This is a genomic window from Brachybacterium sp. B718/18, assembly GCF_055454375.1.
In genome coordinates this window covers 25,114-40,332 of the sequence record NZ_JBVDDO010000014.1, presented here as the reverse complement: position 1 = coordinate 40,332, position 15,219 = coordinate 25,114, and the positions used below count along the sequence as shown (strand labels likewise).

Here is a 15,219-nt window from a genome sequence, read left to right as displayed (position 1 = left end):
GGGGGCGTCGGGGCGCGGGTCCATGCGGGGTTCCTCCTCCGGGTGCGATGGGAGCGGGACGGGAGGTGACGGGGGCCGCCGGGGGCCGATCCAGCCCTCTCCGGCGGTGCTCGGCACCACCGTATTGCCGCAGGCAGGGCCCCGAGAAGGGGTCTCGAGCCCTGGTCACCGGAATCACACGAGACCGCCACCGCGCGTCCACGTCGGGTCCGCGTGCCGGGCCCGCGCGGGACGGCATCGGCCGCGTGGAGGCGCCGGCGGCACCGAGGTGCCGGCGCCGTCTCCCCGAGGGCCGGAACGACGGAGGACGGGCCGCGCGCCCCCGCGCCCGACCCGTCCTCTCGCCTCGCACCGGGTGCGGACTCCCCCGTCCGCCGTCTCCGGCTGAGGACCGGCACGGGATCCCGTCGCCGCGATCCGCGCCGACCCGGACGGCCCCCACCGTCCCGGTCGACTCCCGCAGCGGGTCGATCCCGTGCCCTGTCCTCGCGTTCCCCGTGGGGCCCGCACCCAGTACCTGGAATCTACGAACACCTGCTCAGAAGCGCGATGGGGTGGACTACCTGGGGAGAACTCCCCATGTCCCGGTCGCCGCCCTTGACCCTCCCCGGCCGCGGTCCTACGGTGCAGGGCACGAGGCACGGGCACGACACCGCTCCACCGGAGGAGATCATGCGTCCCCTGATCCTGAGCCAGAACATCACCGTCGACGGCTCGATCGAGATGCTGTACGACTGGTTCGACCCCGCCGACGACGACCCCGACCAGCGGGAGATCACCCGCCGCGACTCGGCGGCGTGCGACGCGATCCTGCTGGGCCGGCAGACCTTCGAGGATTTCCGCGGCTACTGGCCGCTGCAGACCGAGGACACGACCGGCATCACCGAGGAGCTGAACACGATCGAGAAGATCGTCGTCTCCGCCACTCTCACCGATCCGCAGTGGCAGAACACCACGATCATCCCCGCGGATCCCGTCGGCGCCGTGGCGGACCTGAAACGCGGCGACGGCGGGGAGATCTCGCTGACCGGCAGCATCACCCTGTGCCACACCCTGATCGCGGCCGGGCTCGTGGACGAGTTCCGGCTGTGGACGTTCCCGTACGTGCAGGGCCGCGGCCGACGGCACGTGCCGGACGGCCACCGCGCTCCGCTCACCCTGCTCGAGCACCGTGCCTTCGGCTCGGGCGTCGTCTACACCCGCTGGTCACCCCGGAAGGACCGATCATGACCGCACCCGCCCTCCCACCCGTCACCGATCTCGCGACCTGGCAGCAGGAGCTCGCCGCCCTCCGCGCGCGGGAGAAGGCCGCCACCCGCGAGCTCGACGCGATCGCCGCGCAGCGCCGACGCCTCCCCATGGTCGAGCTTCCCGGGTACACGCTCGAGAGCGCCGACGGGCCCGTACGCCTGGTCGACCTGTTCGACGGTGCCGCGCAGCTGATCACCTACCACCACATGTGGTCGCCGGGCGCCGAGTGGCAGTGCGGCGGCTGCACCGGCTACACCTCGCAGTTCACCCGCACCGACTTCCTGCGCCCCTACGACGCGCGCTTCGTGATCGTCACCCAGGGGCCGATCGACGAGGCCCTCGCCTACCGCGAGAAGGTCGGCAACCGCATGGACTGGTACTCGACCGCCGGCAGCGAATTCGGGGCCGACATGGGCGCCGGTCCCGTTGAGGGCTTCGCGGTGAACGTCTTCCTCCGCGACGGCGAGCGGGTGTTCCGCACCTGGCACACCGACGGCCGCGGCACCGAGCAGCTCGGGCACACCTTCTCCCTCGTGGACGTACTGCCTTACGGCCGCCAGGAGGCGTGGCAGGACTCCCCCGAGGGCTGGCCGCAGTCGGCCGCCTACGAGAAGTGGCTCGACTCCCCCGACGTCGCAGCGCTGTACGGGCCGGGTGGTGCCGCGCACGACTCCTCGGCGGAGGGCGCGGGCTGCTGCGCAGGCCAGGACCCGACCATCCACGACACCAAGGAGCAGGCATGAGCACCGAGACCCCGGGCGCCGACGGAGAGCGCACCGCAGCGGACGAGGGACGCTACGTCGTCTCCCGCACGATCCCCGCCACCCCGCAGGAGGTGTTCGCGCTGCTCACGAACCCCGCCCGGCATCACGAGACCGAGCCGACGGACTGGGTGCGCGGCTCCCTCGAGGAGGACCCGGCGCCGCTGACCGAGGTGGGGCAGGTGTTCGGCATCGAGATGTTCCACGTCAACGCCCAGGGGCGCTACGACATGCACAACCGCGTCATCGCCCTCGAGCAGGACCGCACCGTCGCCTGGGAGCCGGGCCAGTACGGCCCGGACGGCGAGCTGGGTACCGGCGGCTGGACCTGGCGCTACGACCTCGCGCCCGACGGCGACGGCACCCACGTCACCCTGACCTACGACTGGAGCGCGGTCCCGGCGGCGATGGTCGAGTCCTTCGGCCTGCCACCCTTCCCGCCGAGCTTCCTCGAGCAGTCCCTCGAGGCGGTGGAGCGGGCGGTCGTCGGGGGGTGAGGGGCGGGACCGGGGAACCGGCTGCCGCCCCGGTCACGCCGCGGTCCCCATCCCGCGTCGGGGGCTGTCCACGAGAGGGACGTCAGCGGCACGAGACCTGCATATAGCAGGGCACGTGCCGCTCACGTCCCTTTGATGGACAGCAGCCCCGCCGCTGGGCCGACGGAGTGCCGGACGGCCGCCCCGCAGACGGACTCCCCGGATCAGAGGAACGACAGCACACCGACCGGCCCCGCCCCCCGGCTCGACCACTGCGGCTCCCTGAACGTCGGCCCCGTCGGCCGCCCCAGGCCCGACCCCCGCCCCGAGCACGACCCGCTCGCCCGACCCGCCAGGCACCTCCGCGATCTCCCGCACGGCGGCGCTGACCTGCGGGTCCAGCGCCACCTCCCCGCGGCGGGGTCCAGCAGGAACACGTGCAGCAGCTCGCCCCCGTCGGCCCCGGGCCCGCGCGTGAAGCGCACCCCCGCGGGCGGAACCCGCACCGCCTCGTGGAACCAGGGGCGGGTGCCGAAGATCGCCGCGCCATGGTCGCCGAGCCACGCCCCCAGCTGCTCGAGCGCCGCGGACTGCAACGGCGGGACCGACGAGTCGGCGCGCGGACCCACGTTGATCAGCAGGTTCCCGTTCTTGGAGACCACGTCGACGAGGAGGCGAATCAGCGCCGGGCCGTCGAGGGCGTGCTCGGCGGACTCGTCGGCGTTGCAGCCGAAGGAGAGGCCGAGCCCGCGGGTCGCCTCGAACACCTCGTCCTGGACGGCGTCGATCTCCTGGTACTCGCGGGTGAGCACGCCGTGGACGGGCGCGCCCCAGCGGTCGTTGGCCAGGCCGTCCGGCACGGCGGCGAGGTGCTCGGTGAACAGCTGGACGAGCGAGTCGGGGCCGGGGTGCTTGCCGGCGTCGGACCAGTCGATGTCGTTCCACAGCAGATCCGGCGCGAAGCGGTCGATGAGCTCGCGCAGCTGCGCGGCGGCATACGCCGCGAAGGCGGGGTCGTTGCGGCGCAGCGCGAAGAGGTCGTCGTTCCAGGTCAGCGGGAAGTCGCTCACGTGCCTGTCGAGCGCGCCCGAGTAGTAGAGGCCGAGGCGCAGGCCGGCCCAGCGGGTCGCGCTCGCGAGTTCGGCGATCAGGTCGCGGCCCGGTCCGCGACGCGCGGTGGTGAAAGGTGTGGTGGCGCTGCTGCCGGGGGTGCGGACGGTGTTCGCGTACCACTCGCCGCTCGGGCACGCGCAGCTCCGGGTAGGCGGAGGCGGGGGTGGCGTCCGCGGGGCCGTGGCGGTCATCGAAGCTGATCATCGGGGCGTCCTCCTCGAAGCGGGGGTCTCGCGGTCGGGCTGGTCGGGCGGCCGACGGGCGGGGTGAGGCGAGGCCCGCGAGGTGGCGGGCACCGAGCTCGGATGCGAGGATGAGTCCGCGTCATCAACCGCTTAAGTCCCGGGGGTCCCCAGTGCCTGCGACACCGTCGTCCACCACGCAGCCTCCGCGCGATGCCCGCCCTCCGCGCCTCGGCATCGCCGGGATCGCCATCGAGTCCTCGACCTTCACGCCCTACCGTTCGGGCGCGGCGGATTTCGAGGTGCGCCGCGGCACCGACGAGATCCTCGCCCGCTACCCCTTCGACGTGCCGGAGGCGGAGTACGTCGGCGTCCTCCACGCCCGCGCCCTGCCCGGCGGGCAGCTCGACGCCGCGACCTACGCCGGCTGGAAGCAGGAGATCGTCGACGGTCTCGCCGCCGCGCACGCCGAGGCGCCGCTGGACGGGTTCTTCTTCGACATCCACGGGGCGATGAGCGTCGTCGGCCTCGAGGATGCCGAGGGGGATCTGATCACCGCGATCCGCACGGCGATCGGCCCGGACGTCGTGGTCGGCACCGCGATGGACCTCCACGGCAACGTCTCCGAGACCCTTTTCGAGTCCTGTGACCTGCTGACCTGCTACCGGCACGCCCCGCACATCGACGCCTGGGAGACCCGCGAGCGCGGGCTGCGGGACCTCGCGTCGGCCGCCGCCCGCGTGCGCGACGGCGGGGCGCGGCCGCACAAGGCGCTGGTGCATGTGCCGATCCTGCTGCCCGGCGAGAAGACCTCCACCCGCATCGAGCCGGCGCGCTCGCTCTACGCCCGGATCCCCACGCTGACCTCGCGCGACGGCGTCACCGACGTGTCCTGCTGGATCGGCTTCGCCTGGGCGGACCAGCCGCGTTGCCAGGCCGCGATCGTCGCGCACGGCGACTCGGCCGAGGCGGTCGGGCAGGCCGCGCTCGAGCTCGCGACAGCGCTGTGGGAGGTGCGACACGACTTCGAGTTCGTCGCCCCCACCGGCAGCTTCGAGGAGTGCCTGGACCGGGCGATCGCCTCGCCCGACCGCCCGTTCTGGATCTCCGACTCGGGCGACAATCCCGGCGCCGGCGGCGCCGACGACACCACCTTCTGCCTCGCCCGTCTCGCCGCGCGGCCCGAGATCCGTGCCGGCGAGGTGAGCGCGCTGATGGTCTCGCTCGTGGATCCGACGACGGCCGACGCCGCCTGGGAGGCGGGCGTCGGCGGGCGGGTGGAGGTTCTGGTGGGAGGCCGGATCGACGCGCGGGAGCCGGGGCCGGTGCCGCTGCGGGTCGAGGTCGCGGCGCTGGACGAGTCGGGGCCGACGGGCCGCGCCGCCGCGCTGCGGGTGCTCGAGGGTGAGACGGGAGTTTGCGTGCCCGACGCTCTGGAGGACGCGGCGCGGACTGGGCTGACCGTGGTCGTCACCGGGCGGCGATCGCAGTGGGCGACGCACGACATGTTCGCGCGGCTGGGGCTGTCGATGACGGGCTTCGACGTGGTCACCGTGAAAATGGGCTACCTCGAGCCGGACCAGTACGAGTCGGCCGCGGACTGGCTGCTGGCCCTCACCCCGGGCGGCGTGGACCAGGACCTGCTGCGGCTCGGCCACCAGAGGATCGCCCGGCCGATGATCCCCTTCGACGCGGAGATCCCGGCGCCGACACCGGCCGACGTTAGGCGCGGCGGCGGGGTCTGAGGGGCCGGGGCGCGTCCATCCACCCCACCCCGAACCCCGTCTCCCCCTGGGAGATCACTGCCCGGCCCGCCCGGGCCCGCCCCGTCCCGACGCGGCGCTGCTGAAACTCCGCGCCAGGCGTGACCTGAAGCCCTGTGAGCCGGTGAGGTCACGCCCGGCGCAGTTTTTCAGCAGTCGGCGGGGCGGCGGGCGCCGACTCACAGCGGGAGCACAGCGCGACCTCGGCACGCGTCGAGGCGCGGCCCGCATGCTCGACACCTCCCCTCCCCGATGGAAGGACCCGCATGAGCACGTTCCGCCGCCTGATCGGCACCGCCCAGAAGGCCCTCGACTCCTCCAGCTCCTCCTCGTCCCGCGGCGGCCGCGGGGGCGACTGGCGCGACCTCGTCCGCAGCGCCGCCGACTCCCTCACCGGCGACAGCACCTCGTCTCGCGACGGCACCACCTCCCGCGACAGTTCCTCGTCCCGCGACCCGCACCGCACCCCGTCGGCCTGGGACGACACCCCGCACCGCGCCCCGCAGACCTCGGATACCTCGCGCACCTCGGGCGTCGGCATCCCGACGACCTCGATGCCCTCGCTCTCTGACGAGCGCCCCGGCCACGACGCGGGTCCCGCCCGCGACACGGCGGACCTCTCCACGGAGGACCGTCGGGCGATCGCCCGCTACGACTATCTCGTCCGCACCGCCGAGCCGGACCAGCTCGAGCGGGTCCACCGCGAGGCGTTCGAGCGGCTCACCCCGGCCCAGCGCGCCCAGCTCGAAGCGACGATGCGCGAGGAGCTGCCCGAGGGCGAGCGGCCCCGCAGCGAGGCACCGCAGGATCTGGCGCGCTCCGCGACGCGGCTCGCGGCCTTCGACCCGCGTCGGCTCACCGGGCTGCTCGGCCGGTCCGGCGGCAGTCGCTCAGCCGGCGGGCGGGGGCGCGGCCTGGGTGCCGCGGCCCTGGGAGCCGGCGGCGTGGGCGCGGTCGCCCTCGGCGCGGGCGGACTGCTCGCGGCCGTCGCGGGCGGTGCGGTGCTCAGCTCCGTCGGCGGCTCGCTACTCGAGGCCGCGATCGGCGACGGGATCGACGTCGACGCCCTCGCCCCCGACCTCGGGGATCAGCTCGCCGGGTTCACCGAGGGCTTCGAGGGAGTGGAGGGCTTCGAGGGGGTCGACGGCATCGCCGACGGCCTCGGCGGCGGCGTCACCGACTTCGGCGACCAGCTCTCCGGGCTGGGCGATCAGATCTCGGACTTCGGCCTCGGGGACCTCTTCGGCCGCTGAGGCACAGGAGTTTGGGGCCCGGAGCCCGGGGCTCGGGCCGCGCGGCAGGACCGCGCGCCCCGGGCCCGGGGTTCACTTCGCCTCGGGATCCGGCTGGTGGATGCCGAAGACGTTGTTCTCGGTGTCGTGGAAGTAGCCCTGCCACGCCATGCCCGGCAGCGCGTACTTCGGCAGCGCGACGGTGCCGCCAGCGGCGGTGATCTTCTCGGCGGCCGCGTCGTAGTCGGCGACGCCCATGGTGATCACGGCGCCCATGACGGGCCCGCCCACCTCAGCGTTATCGCCGCCGGGGCGGCCCAGGATGGCCCCGTCGATGCCGGGGCCGGTGCCGGTGGTGACGCCGAAGTAGGGCATGCCCGAGAACTCGGACCAGTCCTCGGTGCTCCAGCCGAAGACGCTGGTGTAGAACTCGATCGCCCGCTGCGGGTCCGCGGCCTGGATCTCGAAGTGGACGGGTCGGCCGGTGGCCCAGTTCTGGTCCGGGGCGTCGGCGGCGGAGTCGGTGGTCTCGGACGGGGTCGCGGCGTTCTCGCTCATGGCGGTTCCTCTCGGGACGGTCCGCGCCGGTGCGGGGACTCGCGCTCAGCGTAGGTCCGACGTCGGACGCTCGGGAGGGGTCCTCGTCCTGGCCTGGAGATCGGTGCGCGCCCCCGGGGTCGTCCGACACCGAGGTCGACGCTGTCATCAGTGTCGGTATCGGAACGGATACCGACAGCGATCACCGTCTCGACGCGCGATGCCGAGGCCGGGGCCGATGTCGCCCGCGCCGGCCGGGCCGTCCGGGCCGCGCCCGCGCCAGCCGGACCTCGCGGGCCCGCCCCACCCACCGGTCACGAGTCGACGAGGGTGACTTCGAAGCTGTACCGCGACGCCCGGTACACGTGGAAGCCGAACTCGATCACGCTGCCGTCGTTCGCGAACGACTTGCGCTCCATCGTCAGCAGAGCGGCGCCGACCTGCTCCTCGAGCAGCTCGGCGTGCTCCTCGTCGGCGACCGTCGCGCCGATCCGCTCATGGGCGAGCACGGTCGTGATCCCGCGCTCGCGGAGGCAGGCGTACAGACCGGAGGCGGCGAGAGCCTCGCGGGAGGGGGCGATCCGCTCGGGGATCGAGTTGCGCATGACGGCGAGCGGCTCCCCGTCGGCGTAGCGGACCCGGATCAGGTCCAGCACCTGCTCTCCCGGGGAGAGCTGCAGACGGTCCAGCGCCTCCCGGGACGGCCGACCGATGCGGTATTCGATGATCTCCGTGCGCGGGGACTTCCCGGCGGTGCGCAGGTCGTCGTACAGCGAGGTGAGCGCGACCTGCCGGTTCACCGGGGCCTGCACCACCTGGGTGCCCACGCCGCGTTTGCGCACCAGCATGCCCTTGTCCACCAGCTCCTGGATGCCCTGGCGCACGGTGGGTCGGGACAGTTTCAGCCGCTTGGACAGGGCCAGCTCGTTCTCGAGGCGGCTGCCCGGGGGCAGGATCCCGGAGCGGATCGCGTCCTCGATGCCCCCGGCGAGCTGCAGGTACAGCGGGGTGCTCGCGTCGCGCTCGATCGTGAGGTCGAGGGTGATCGTGCTGTTCTCCGACGCGCCCGGCTCGGCGGCGACTGCCTCGGGCGTACCGGGCTCGGCGGCGTCCGCCTCGGGAGCGCCGCCCTCGGCTGCGCTGCTCGCGGTCTCGCTGTCCACGTCGTCCTCCTCGAGTTCCGTGCTGTGCCGCAGGATACGGGGCGGCTCCTCGCGAACCACCCCGTCCGGCCGGATCAGGCGGGCCGGTCCCGCAAGGTCACCGCGACCGCGCCGTCGGCGGCGAGGGACTGCTCGGCGGCCTCGCACACGGCGGCGGCGACGTAGCCGTCCCAGGCGGTCGCCGAGCGGGGCGCGATGTTGCTCCCGTCGGCCACCGCGGCGACCCAGGCCTGCACCTCCGCGTCGTAGGCGGCGAGGAAGCGGGGCCGGAAGTCGAGCGGCACGGCGCCGCCCCAGCGGGAGCCGGCCTGCTGGGTGGTGACCATCCCGGCCTCCTGGCCCACGGTCGCCGCACCCTTCGAGCCGACGAGCTCGGTGCGCACCTCGTAGCCGGCATCGGTGCTGACCCACAGCTCGTCCGTGACGACGGTGCCGGAGGCCGTGCGGAAGAGGAACAGCAGCGGGTCGTGCAGACCATCGGGCGCCTTCTCGGTGGAGCGCGGCATGACGGTCTGCACCGAGACCACCGGCTCGTCGAGGAAGAAGGAGATCGCGTCGATCTCGTGCACGGCCGAGTCGTAGACCATGTGGGTGTCGGTGAAGCCGGGCAGCACGGAGGCGTTGCGGTGCTTGCAGTTCAGCAGCAGCGGGGTGCCGAGCTCGCCCGCCTCGAGGGCGTCCTTGAGCTGGCCGTAGCCCGCGTCGAAGCGGCGCATGAAGCCGAGGGAGACGAGCGCCCGACCGGCCTCGTGCTCGGCGCGGACCACGTCGTAGGCGTCGGACGGGTTCATCGCGAGCGGCTTCTCGCAGAGCACCGGCTTGCCGGCCTCGAGGCAGGCCAGGACCTGCTCGCGGTGGAACTGTCCGGGGCTGGCGATGAGCACGGCATCGACATCCGCCGCGGCGATCACCTCCTGCCAGGTGTCGACCACGCGGGAGCCGGGTGCGGACCGGGCCACCGTCTCCGCGGTCTCGCGCAGGTAGTCGCTGAGCACGTTCACGCGCGCACCCTTGATGCGGCGCGAGATGCGCTCGACGTGGTCGGCGCCCATGCGGCCGACGCCGATCACGCCGACCCGCACGTCCTGCGGGGCAGCGGAGAGGTCCGCCGGACCGGTCTGCGCGGCGGTGTCGGTGCTGGGGTTGGTGGTCATCGGGTCTCTCCGTCGAGTCGGGGGTCGATCCCGGCGTCGGCCCAGGTGCCGCGCACCCAGGTCTGCTCGGGATGGTCGGTGATGTTCCAGGCCCGCTCCGCCTCGGGGCCGGCCATGACGTTGAGGTAGTACATGTCGTGACCGGGGGCGGCGGCGCAGGGGCCGTGCCAGCCGTGCGGGACCAGCACGGTGTCGCCGCTACGCACTTCGACAAGCACGTCGATCGGCTTGTCGGGGCCGCTCGCGGTGGTCTGGTGATAGCCGAATCCGCGACCGGCGGGACCGTCCTGGATCTCGTAGTAGTAGATCTCCTCGAGCTCGCTCTCGGTCTCGGTGGTCTCGTCGTGCTTGTGCGCGGGGTAGCTGGACCAGTTACCACCAGGGGTGATGACCTCGCAGGCGATGAGCGAGTCCATGCCGTCGAACGCACCGACGGCGCCGAAGTTGCGGACCTTCCGGGTCATGTTCCCGCCGCCGCGGATCTCGACGGGAACGTCCTCGGCGCGGATCAGGGTGACGGGGTGCGCGCCGGTCGCGACGGCGGTCGCGAGCGCGAAGCGGCCCCCGCCCTCCGACGAGATCGTCAGCTGGGAGCCGACGGGCACGTAGAGCACGTCGGTCGCGGCGGCGAAGACGTCGGGCCGGCCGCGCAGGTGGTGGGTCTCCCCGCCGACGGAGACGTGGCACGCCCCGTTCAGCGGCACGACCATCGCCTCGACGCCGTTCGCGGTGACGGCCTCGCTGCCGCCCGGGGCGAGCGCCAGGACGCGCAGGCCGGTGTGGGCCCAGCCCTCCCGCGCGCCGGGATCGATGATCGTCTCGTAGCTGCCGCGGCCGGTGGATCCGGCCGGGAGGTGGAGCTGCTCGGTGGTGCTCATGGATGCTCTCCTGCTCTGGGGCTTCGTCCGGGCGGTCAGCCGGCGCTCGCGGCGCGGACCATGTCGACCGACGCGGTCACCGCGGCGGTCACGTCGTCCCCCGCCGGGTACAGCAGGGTGCGGCCGACGACGAGCCCGCGCACGTTCGGGCGGGCCAGCGCCCGCCCCCACGAGGCGCGCAGTGTCTCCGGATCGTCGTCCACCGGGTCGCCGCCGAGGATCAGGGTGGGCAGGGTGGTCGCGTCCATGACCCGCTCCATGTCCTCGACCGCGGGCAGCTTCAGCCAGGTGTAGGCGCTGGTCGCGCCGAGGCCCTGGGCGATGTGGATCGAGGAGATGACCGCCTCCGGGGAGAGGTCGTTGATGATCTTGGTGCCCGGCCCGCCGGGGCGGGAGGACAGGAACGGCTCGACCATGGCGATCAGCTCGTGGCGCGCGAGGTCGGTGACCGCGTTCGCGCTGGCCTCGAGGATGAAGGAGGTGCGGTCGTCCTCGAGGTCGATGCGGGTGAGCATCTTCCCGCCGTCGAAGCCCGCCTGCTTGATCGCGGTGGCGTCGTAGGCGGTGAAGCGGTCCTCGACCTCCCAGGAGCTGCCCTGGAGGCCGCCGCGGTTCATCGAGGCGAACACGACCTTGTCCTCGAGCGCCCCCATGACCAGCAGGTCCTCGAGGATGTCGGCGGTGCCGAGCACCCCGTCGACGCCCGGGACGGCGAGCGCCTCGCGCAGGCGGTCCAGCAGCTCGGTGCGGGAGGCCATGGCGTCGGGGCGGGGACCGACGGCAAGGGCACCGCGCGCGGGATGGTCCGCCGCGATGATCATCATGGTGCCGTCGGTGTCGGCGACGGTGCGGCGGGAGCGGGCGGCCGCGAGGCGGGCGAACCGGCCCGGGTCCTCGACGCGCACGCGCGTGACCTCGTCGTAGGTGGAGACGAAGGCGTCGCCTCCGGTGGTGGCGGAGCCGGTGGTGGCGGGGCTGGTGGTCATCGGATCTCCGCTCCGACGGTGCCGCCCTCGCGCGCCGTGCCACGGTCGCGCAGGGCGCCGAGCATCTCCTCGACGGTCTGTCCGTGGTTGGGGTCGCCGCCCGCGAGGAGCAGGTCGATCTCCTCGGTGGTGGGCATGGCGGTGGAGCACTCGAGGCGGCTGGTGACGATGGCGCCGGCCGCATTGCAGCGGGTCAGCGTCTCCTCGAGGGACTGCCCGGTGAGCAGGCCGTGGCAGAGCGAGCCGCCGAAGCTGTCGCCGGCGCCGAGGCCGTTGATCACCTGGATCAGGTTGGGGGCGACGACCACGCGCTCGTCGGCCGTCTTGCCGAGCACCCCCTTCGGGCCCTGCTTGACGATCGCGATCTGCACGCCGGCTGCGAGCAGCGCGTCGGCCGCACGCTCGGGCTCAGTCTCGCCGACGGCGACCTCGCACTCCTCCCGATTGCCGACGGCGACCGTCGCGTAGCGCAGCGCCGCGCGGTACTGCTCGCGGGCCTCCTCGACCGAGGACCAGAACATGGGCCGATAGTCGAGGTCGAAGACGGTGTGACCGCCCGTCGGGCCGCCGTCGGTCCCGCGGGCCTCGAGCGCGGCGTGGTGCGCGGAGCGGCTGGGCTCCTCGGACAGGCCCGTGCCGGAGAACCAGAACAGCGGGACCTCCCGGATCGCAGGAAGGTCTAGGTGCTCGGGCGCGACCTGCAGGTCCGGGGCGCTGGGCTGACGGTAGAAGTACAGCGGGAAGTCGTCCGGCGGGAAGATCTCGCACAGGGTGATCGGGGTGTTCAGCTCGGTGTTCTTCACCGCGTAGCGGCCCGAGACGCCCAGTCGCTCCATCTCCTGGACGACGTAGCGGCCGAAGGGATCATCGCCCACGCCCGTGATCACCGCGGGGCGGTGCCCGAGCCGCGCCGCGGCGACGGCGACGTTCGTGGGGCTGCCGCCGAGAAACTTCCCGAAGCTGGTGACGTCCTCGAGCCCCTTCTCGATCTCCAAGGGGTAGATGTCCACGCCGCTGCGGCCGAACGTGATGATGTCGAGATCAGTTGCCATGGCTCTCCATGCCTCCCTGCGTCAGAACCTGGTGCGGATCTCGTGGGCCGCTCTGCCCCACGATCCTCCCGGTGCCCCATGATCACACGTGGGAACTTCTATGTCCATACAAAGAGCGCGATGTGTTGGATGGTGTCGAGTGCACCTCCGCCGACCCGCCTCAGACAGGAGCAGGGGCCGGAAGTGCGGCGACCACGGTCCGCCCGACCAGGTCCTGCGGTCTCGCGAGGGATTCCGACGAATCCCGCCATGGGCCGCGACAATCCCCGCGAAGGATGCCCACGAGACCGAGGCCAGATTGTCCTGTCGTGGTGATCGAGCAATGCCGACCGGCCGGGAAGCTCACACAGGATCCCCGGACCGGGAAGGCCCCCGCAGCCCGACTGCAACGGCGTTAGCGCCTCTGACCTGCGGCGATGCTGCGACAAGTGCGCGATCATCTTGTCATGACAAAGTGTTGACATGCTCGGCCTGGCGGGCCATGCTTGTCGGACGAGCTCACCGTCGAGTGGACCCCGCACGGTTCCCGGCAGTGGCACTGACTCGCCCGCCGGCGCGCACGGCGGGTCCGACTCCCGCCCACAGTACGGCGGGCCTGCACCACGGAGGCAGCATGAGCGAGACCCCTTCGGCCCCCGCCGCATCGTCGGCCCCCGACGGGACATCGTCGGCCCCTGCCCCATCGTCGGCCCCCGCCGGGACGATCCGGCTCACCGTCGCCCAGGCTCTGGTGCGCTTCCTCGCCGCCCAGCACAGCGAGCGCGACGGCGTGCGCCAGCGCCTGATCCCGGCTACCTTCGGGATCTTCGGCCACGGCAACGTCGCGGGCCTCGGCCAGGCGCTGCTGCAGAACGCCGTCGATCCCGCCCCCGCGGAGGCCGGCCTCCCCGCGGAAGCGGGGATGCCCTACTTCCAGGCGCGCAATGAGCAGAACATGGTGCACACGGCCGTCGCCTACGCGCGCACGAGGAACCGCCTGCAGGCCATGGCGTGCACCGCCTCGATCGGCCCGGGCTCGACGAACATGGTCACCGGTGCGGCTCTCGCCACGATCGACCGGATCCCGGTGCTGATCCTGCCCAGCGACGTCTTCGCCAACCGCGCCGTGGACCCGGTGCTGCAGCAGCTCGAGGACGAGCGCGCCCTGGACGTCTCCGTCAACGACGCCTTCCGCCCCGTCTCCCGCTTCTTCGACCGGATCTGGCGACCAGAGCAGCTGATCCCCTCGCTGCTCGCCGCGATGCGGGTGCTCACCGACCCCGCCGAGACCGGCGCCGTGACGATCTGCCTCCCCCAGGACGTGCAGGCCGAGGCCCATGACTGGCCCGTCGAGCTGTTCCGCGAGCGGACCTGGCACGTCGGCCGCCCCGTGCCGGAGCCCGCGGCGCTGGACCGTGCGCTCGCAGTGATCCGCGGCGCGCAGCGCCCCGTCGTCATCGCCGGCGGCGGCGCGATCTACTCCGAGTCCTCCGCCGCCCTCGAGGCCTTCGCCGACGCGACCGGCATCCCCGTGCTCGACACCCAGGCCGGGAAGGGCGCGCTCAGCGCCGACCACCCGCTGTGCCTCGGCGGCGTCGGCGCGACCGGCAACGACGCGGCGAACACCCTCGCCGCCGAGGCCGACGTGGTGATCGGCGTCGGGACCCGCTACACCGACTTCACCACCGCCTCCCACACCGCCTTCCGCAACCCCGACGTCCGCTTCGTGAACCTCAACGTCAAGGCCTTCGACGCCGCGAAGCACGCCGCGACCATGCTGGTGGCCGACGCCCGCGAGGGTCTGACCGCGCTGCAAGCCGGGCTCCAGGGGTGGCAGGCGCCGGCCGCGCACGGAGAGCGCGCCCGCGAACTGCGTGCGCAGTGGGAGGAGCTGATCGCCCCCTGCTTCGCCCCGCACGACCAGGAACTCCCGGCCCAGACCGAGATCTTCGGCGCCCTGAACGAGCTGATGGCCGACGACGACATCCTGATCAACGCCGCCGGGTCCATGCCCGGCGACCTGCAGGCGCTGTGGAAGGCCCGCTCCCCGCGGCAGTACCACCTCGAGTACGGCTACTCGTGCATGGGCTACGAGCTGCCGGCCTCGCTCGGCGCGAAGATGGCCGCGCCCGACGCGGAGGTCGTCGCGATCATCGGCGACGGCACCTTCCAGATGGCGCCGCAGGAGATCGCCACCATCGTCGCCGAGCGGATCAAGGTCATCCTGGTGATCCTGCAGAACCACGGCTGGTCCTCGATCGGCTCCCTCTCCGAGTCCCACGGCAGCCAGCGCTTCGGGACCCGGTACCGGATGCGCAGCGAGGCGAGCGGCCTGCTCGACGGGGACACCCTCCCCTTCGACATTCCCGCCAACATCCGCTCCTACGGCCTCGAGGTGCAGGAGGTCTCCGATACGGAGTCCTTCCGCGAGGCGTACCGTCGCGCGGCGGCGTCGACCGAGGCGACCGCGATCGTGGTGAACACGAACCTGTACGGCCCGAACCCGCCCGGGATCGGCTGGTGGGACGTGCCGGTCAGCGCCGTCTCCCGGCTCGAGTCCACGCAGGCAGCCCGCGCCCGGTACGAAGCCGAGATCGCCCCGCAGCGCCACTACCTCTGACCCCCGTCGGCCCCGGGAGCCGCCCCGCGCGGCCCCGTCGGCCGTCCCACGCTGCCTCGTCGGCCGCCCCGC

At 72.9% G+C, this 15,219-nt stretch carries 13 protein-coding genes; 6 read left to right on the top strand and 7 right to left on the bottom strand.

Features of this window, described 5'->3' with window-relative positions; genetic code table 11:
- The first annotated feature begins 672 nt into the window (after nucleotides 1-672).
- From ACZCAH_RS14910 to ACZCAH_RS14900, 3 genes are read left to right on the top strand one after another with little or no spacing between them, the layout of a single operon-like run.
- On the top strand, nucleotides 673-1,230 hold the full coding sequence (locus tag ACZCAH_RS14910) for a dihydrofolate reductase family protein (RefSeq protein ID WP_464341834.1): 558 nt from the start codon (nucleotides 673-675) through the stop codon (nucleotides 1,228-1,230).
- Nucleotides 1,227-1,994 carry a DUF899 domain-containing protein gene (locus ACZCAH_RS14905; RefSeq protein ID WP_464341833.1) on the top strand — a complete coding sequence of 256 codons (768 nt, stop codon included), beginning with the start codon at nucleotides 1,227-1,229 and terminating at the stop codon, nucleotides 1,992-1,994. Before ACZCAH_RS14910 ends, ACZCAH_RS14905 begins: the two co-directional genes overlap by 4 nt.
- Nucleotides 1,991-2,509: an SRPBCC family protein gene (locus tag ACZCAH_RS14900; protein WP_464341832.1), complete on the top strand. Its 519-nt coding sequence runs from the start codon at nucleotides 1,991-1,993 to the stop codon at nucleotides 2,507-2,509. Before ACZCAH_RS14905 ends, ACZCAH_RS14900 begins: the two co-directional genes overlap by 4 nt.
- 203 nt (nucleotides 2,510-2,712) lie before the next feature.
- Here ACZCAH_RS14900 and ACZCAH_RS14895 read toward each other — a convergent pair whose 3' ends face one another.
- Complete coding sequence (locus ACZCAH_RS14895) at nucleotides 2,713-3,792, bottom strand: alpha-L-fucosidase (protein WP_464341831.1); 1,080 nt, start codon at nucleotides 3,790-3,792, stop codon at nucleotides 2,713-2,715.
- A gap of 164 nt (nucleotides 3,793-3,956) precedes the next feature.
- Here ACZCAH_RS14895 and ACZCAH_RS14890 point away from each other — a divergent pair, with 164 nt between their 5' ends.
- Together ACZCAH_RS14890 and ACZCAH_RS14885 are read left to right on the top strand one after the other, a co-directional pair.
- Nucleotides 3,957-5,528 carry a M81 family metallopeptidase gene (locus ACZCAH_RS14890; protein WP_464341830.1) on the top strand — a complete coding sequence of 524 codons (1,572 nt, stop codon included), beginning with the start codon at nucleotides 3,957-3,959 and terminating at the stop codon, nucleotides 5,526-5,528.
- 284 nt (nucleotides 5,529-5,812) lie between these two features.
- A complete protein-coding gene (locus ACZCAH_RS14885; protein WP_464341829.1) occupies nucleotides 5,813-6,799 on the top strand; it encodes a hypothetical protein in 987 nt (328 codons plus the stop codon).
- 72 nt (nucleotides 6,800-6,871) lie between these two features.
- Here ACZCAH_RS14885 and ACZCAH_RS14880 read toward each other — a convergent pair whose 3' ends face one another.
- The 6 genes from ACZCAH_RS14880 to iolC form a co-directional block, all read right to left on the bottom strand.
- Nucleotides 6,872-7,336 (bottom strand): VOC family protein, encoded by a 465-nt coding sequence (locus tag ACZCAH_RS14880; RefSeq protein WP_464341828.1) that lies wholly within the window; start codon nucleotides 7,334-7,336, stop codon nucleotides 6,872-6,874.
- Between the two features lie 293 nt (nucleotides 7,337-7,629).
- Nucleotides 7,630-8,478 (bottom strand): GntR family transcriptional regulator, encoded by an 849-nt coding sequence (locus ACZCAH_RS14875; protein ID WP_464341827.1) that lies wholly within the window; start codon nucleotides 8,476-8,478, stop codon nucleotides 7,630-7,632.
- A 74-nt stretch (nucleotides 8,479-8,552) separates the two neighbouring features.
- The gene (locus ACZCAH_RS14870; protein WP_464341826.1) at nucleotides 8,553-9,632 is read right to left on the bottom strand and encodes a Gfo/Idh/MocA family protein; all 1,080 of its coding nucleotides are present in this window, start codon (nucleotides 9,630-9,632) and stop codon (nucleotides 8,553-8,555) included.
- Complete coding sequence (iolB, locus tag ACZCAH_RS14865; RefSeq protein ID WP_464341825.1) at nucleotides 9,629-10,510, bottom strand: 5-deoxy-glucuronate isomerase; 882 nt, start codon at nucleotides 10,508-10,510, stop codon at nucleotides 9,629-9,631. Before iolB ends, ACZCAH_RS14870 begins: the two co-directional genes overlap by 4 nt.
- Nucleotides 10,511-10,545: 35 nt before the next feature.
- Nucleotides 10,546-11,496 (bottom strand): Cgl0159 family (beta/alpha)8-fold protein, encoded by a 951-nt coding sequence (locus tag ACZCAH_RS14860; RefSeq protein ID WP_464341824.1) that lies wholly within the window; start codon nucleotides 11,494-11,496, stop codon nucleotides 10,546-10,548.
- Entirely contained in the window at nucleotides 11,493-12,548 is a 1,056-nt protein-coding gene (gene iolC, locus ACZCAH_RS14855; RefSeq protein ID WP_464341823.1) for a 5-dehydro-2-deoxygluconokinase, read from the bottom strand. The genes ACZCAH_RS14860 and iolC overlap by 4 nt, the downstream gene beginning before the upstream one ends.
- Nucleotides 12,549-13,161: 613 nt before the next feature.
- Here iolC and iolD point away from each other — a divergent pair.
- Nucleotides 13,162-15,147, top strand: coding sequence for a 3D-(3,5/4)-trihydroxycyclohexane-1,2-dione acylhydrolase (decyclizing) (gene iolD / locus ACZCAH_RS14850; RefSeq protein ID WP_464341822.1), 1,986 nt, complete (start codon nucleotides 13,162-13,164; stop codon nucleotides 15,145-15,147).
- Nucleotides 15,148-15,219: the final 72 nt, after the last annotated feature.

Bases quoted from the DNA above. Each gene is read 5' to 3' on its own strand.
- ACZCAH_RS14880 (WP_464341828.1), bottom strand. From the start codon at position 7,336: ATGAGCGAGAACGCCGCGACCCCGTCCGAGACCACCGACTCCGCCGCC.
- iolC (WP_464341823.1), bottom strand. From the start codon at position 12,548: ATGGCAACTGATCTCGACATCATCACGTTCGGCCGCAGCGGCGTGGAC.
- iolD (WP_464341822.1), top strand. From the start codon at position 13,162: ATGAGCGAGACCCCTTCGGCCCCCGCCGCATCGTCGGCCCCCGACGGG.
- ACZCAH_RS14905 (WP_464341833.1), top strand. From the start codon at position 1,227: ATGACCGCACCCGCCCTCCCACCCGTCACCGATCTCGCGACCTGGCAG.
- ACZCAH_RS14910 (WP_464341834.1), top strand. From the start codon at position 673: ATGCGTCCCCTGATCCTGAGCCAGAACATCACCGTCGACGGCTCGATC.
- ACZCAH_RS14870 (WP_464341826.1), bottom strand. From the start codon at position 9,632: ATGACCACCAACCCCAGCACCGACACCGCCGCGCAGACCGGTCCGGCG.
- ACZCAH_RS14900 (WP_464341832.1), top strand. From the start codon at position 1,991: ATGAGCACCGAGACCCCGGGCGCCGACGGAGAGCGCACCGCAGCGGAC.
- ACZCAH_RS14860 (WP_464341824.1), bottom strand. From the start codon at position 11,496: ATGACCACCAGCCCCGCCACCACCGGCTCCGCCACCACCGGAGGCGAC.
- ACZCAH_RS14885 (WP_464341829.1), top strand. From the start codon at position 5,813: ATGAGCACGTTCCGCCGCCTGATCGGCACCGCCCAGAAGGCCCTCGAC.
- iolB (WP_464341825.1), bottom strand. From the start codon at position 10,510: ATGAGCACCACCGAGCAGCTCCACCTCCCGGCCGGATCCACCGGCCGC.
- ACZCAH_RS14895 (WP_464341831.1), bottom strand. From the start codon at position 3,792: ATGACCGCCACGGCCCCGCGGACGCCACCCCCGCCTCCGCCTACCCGG.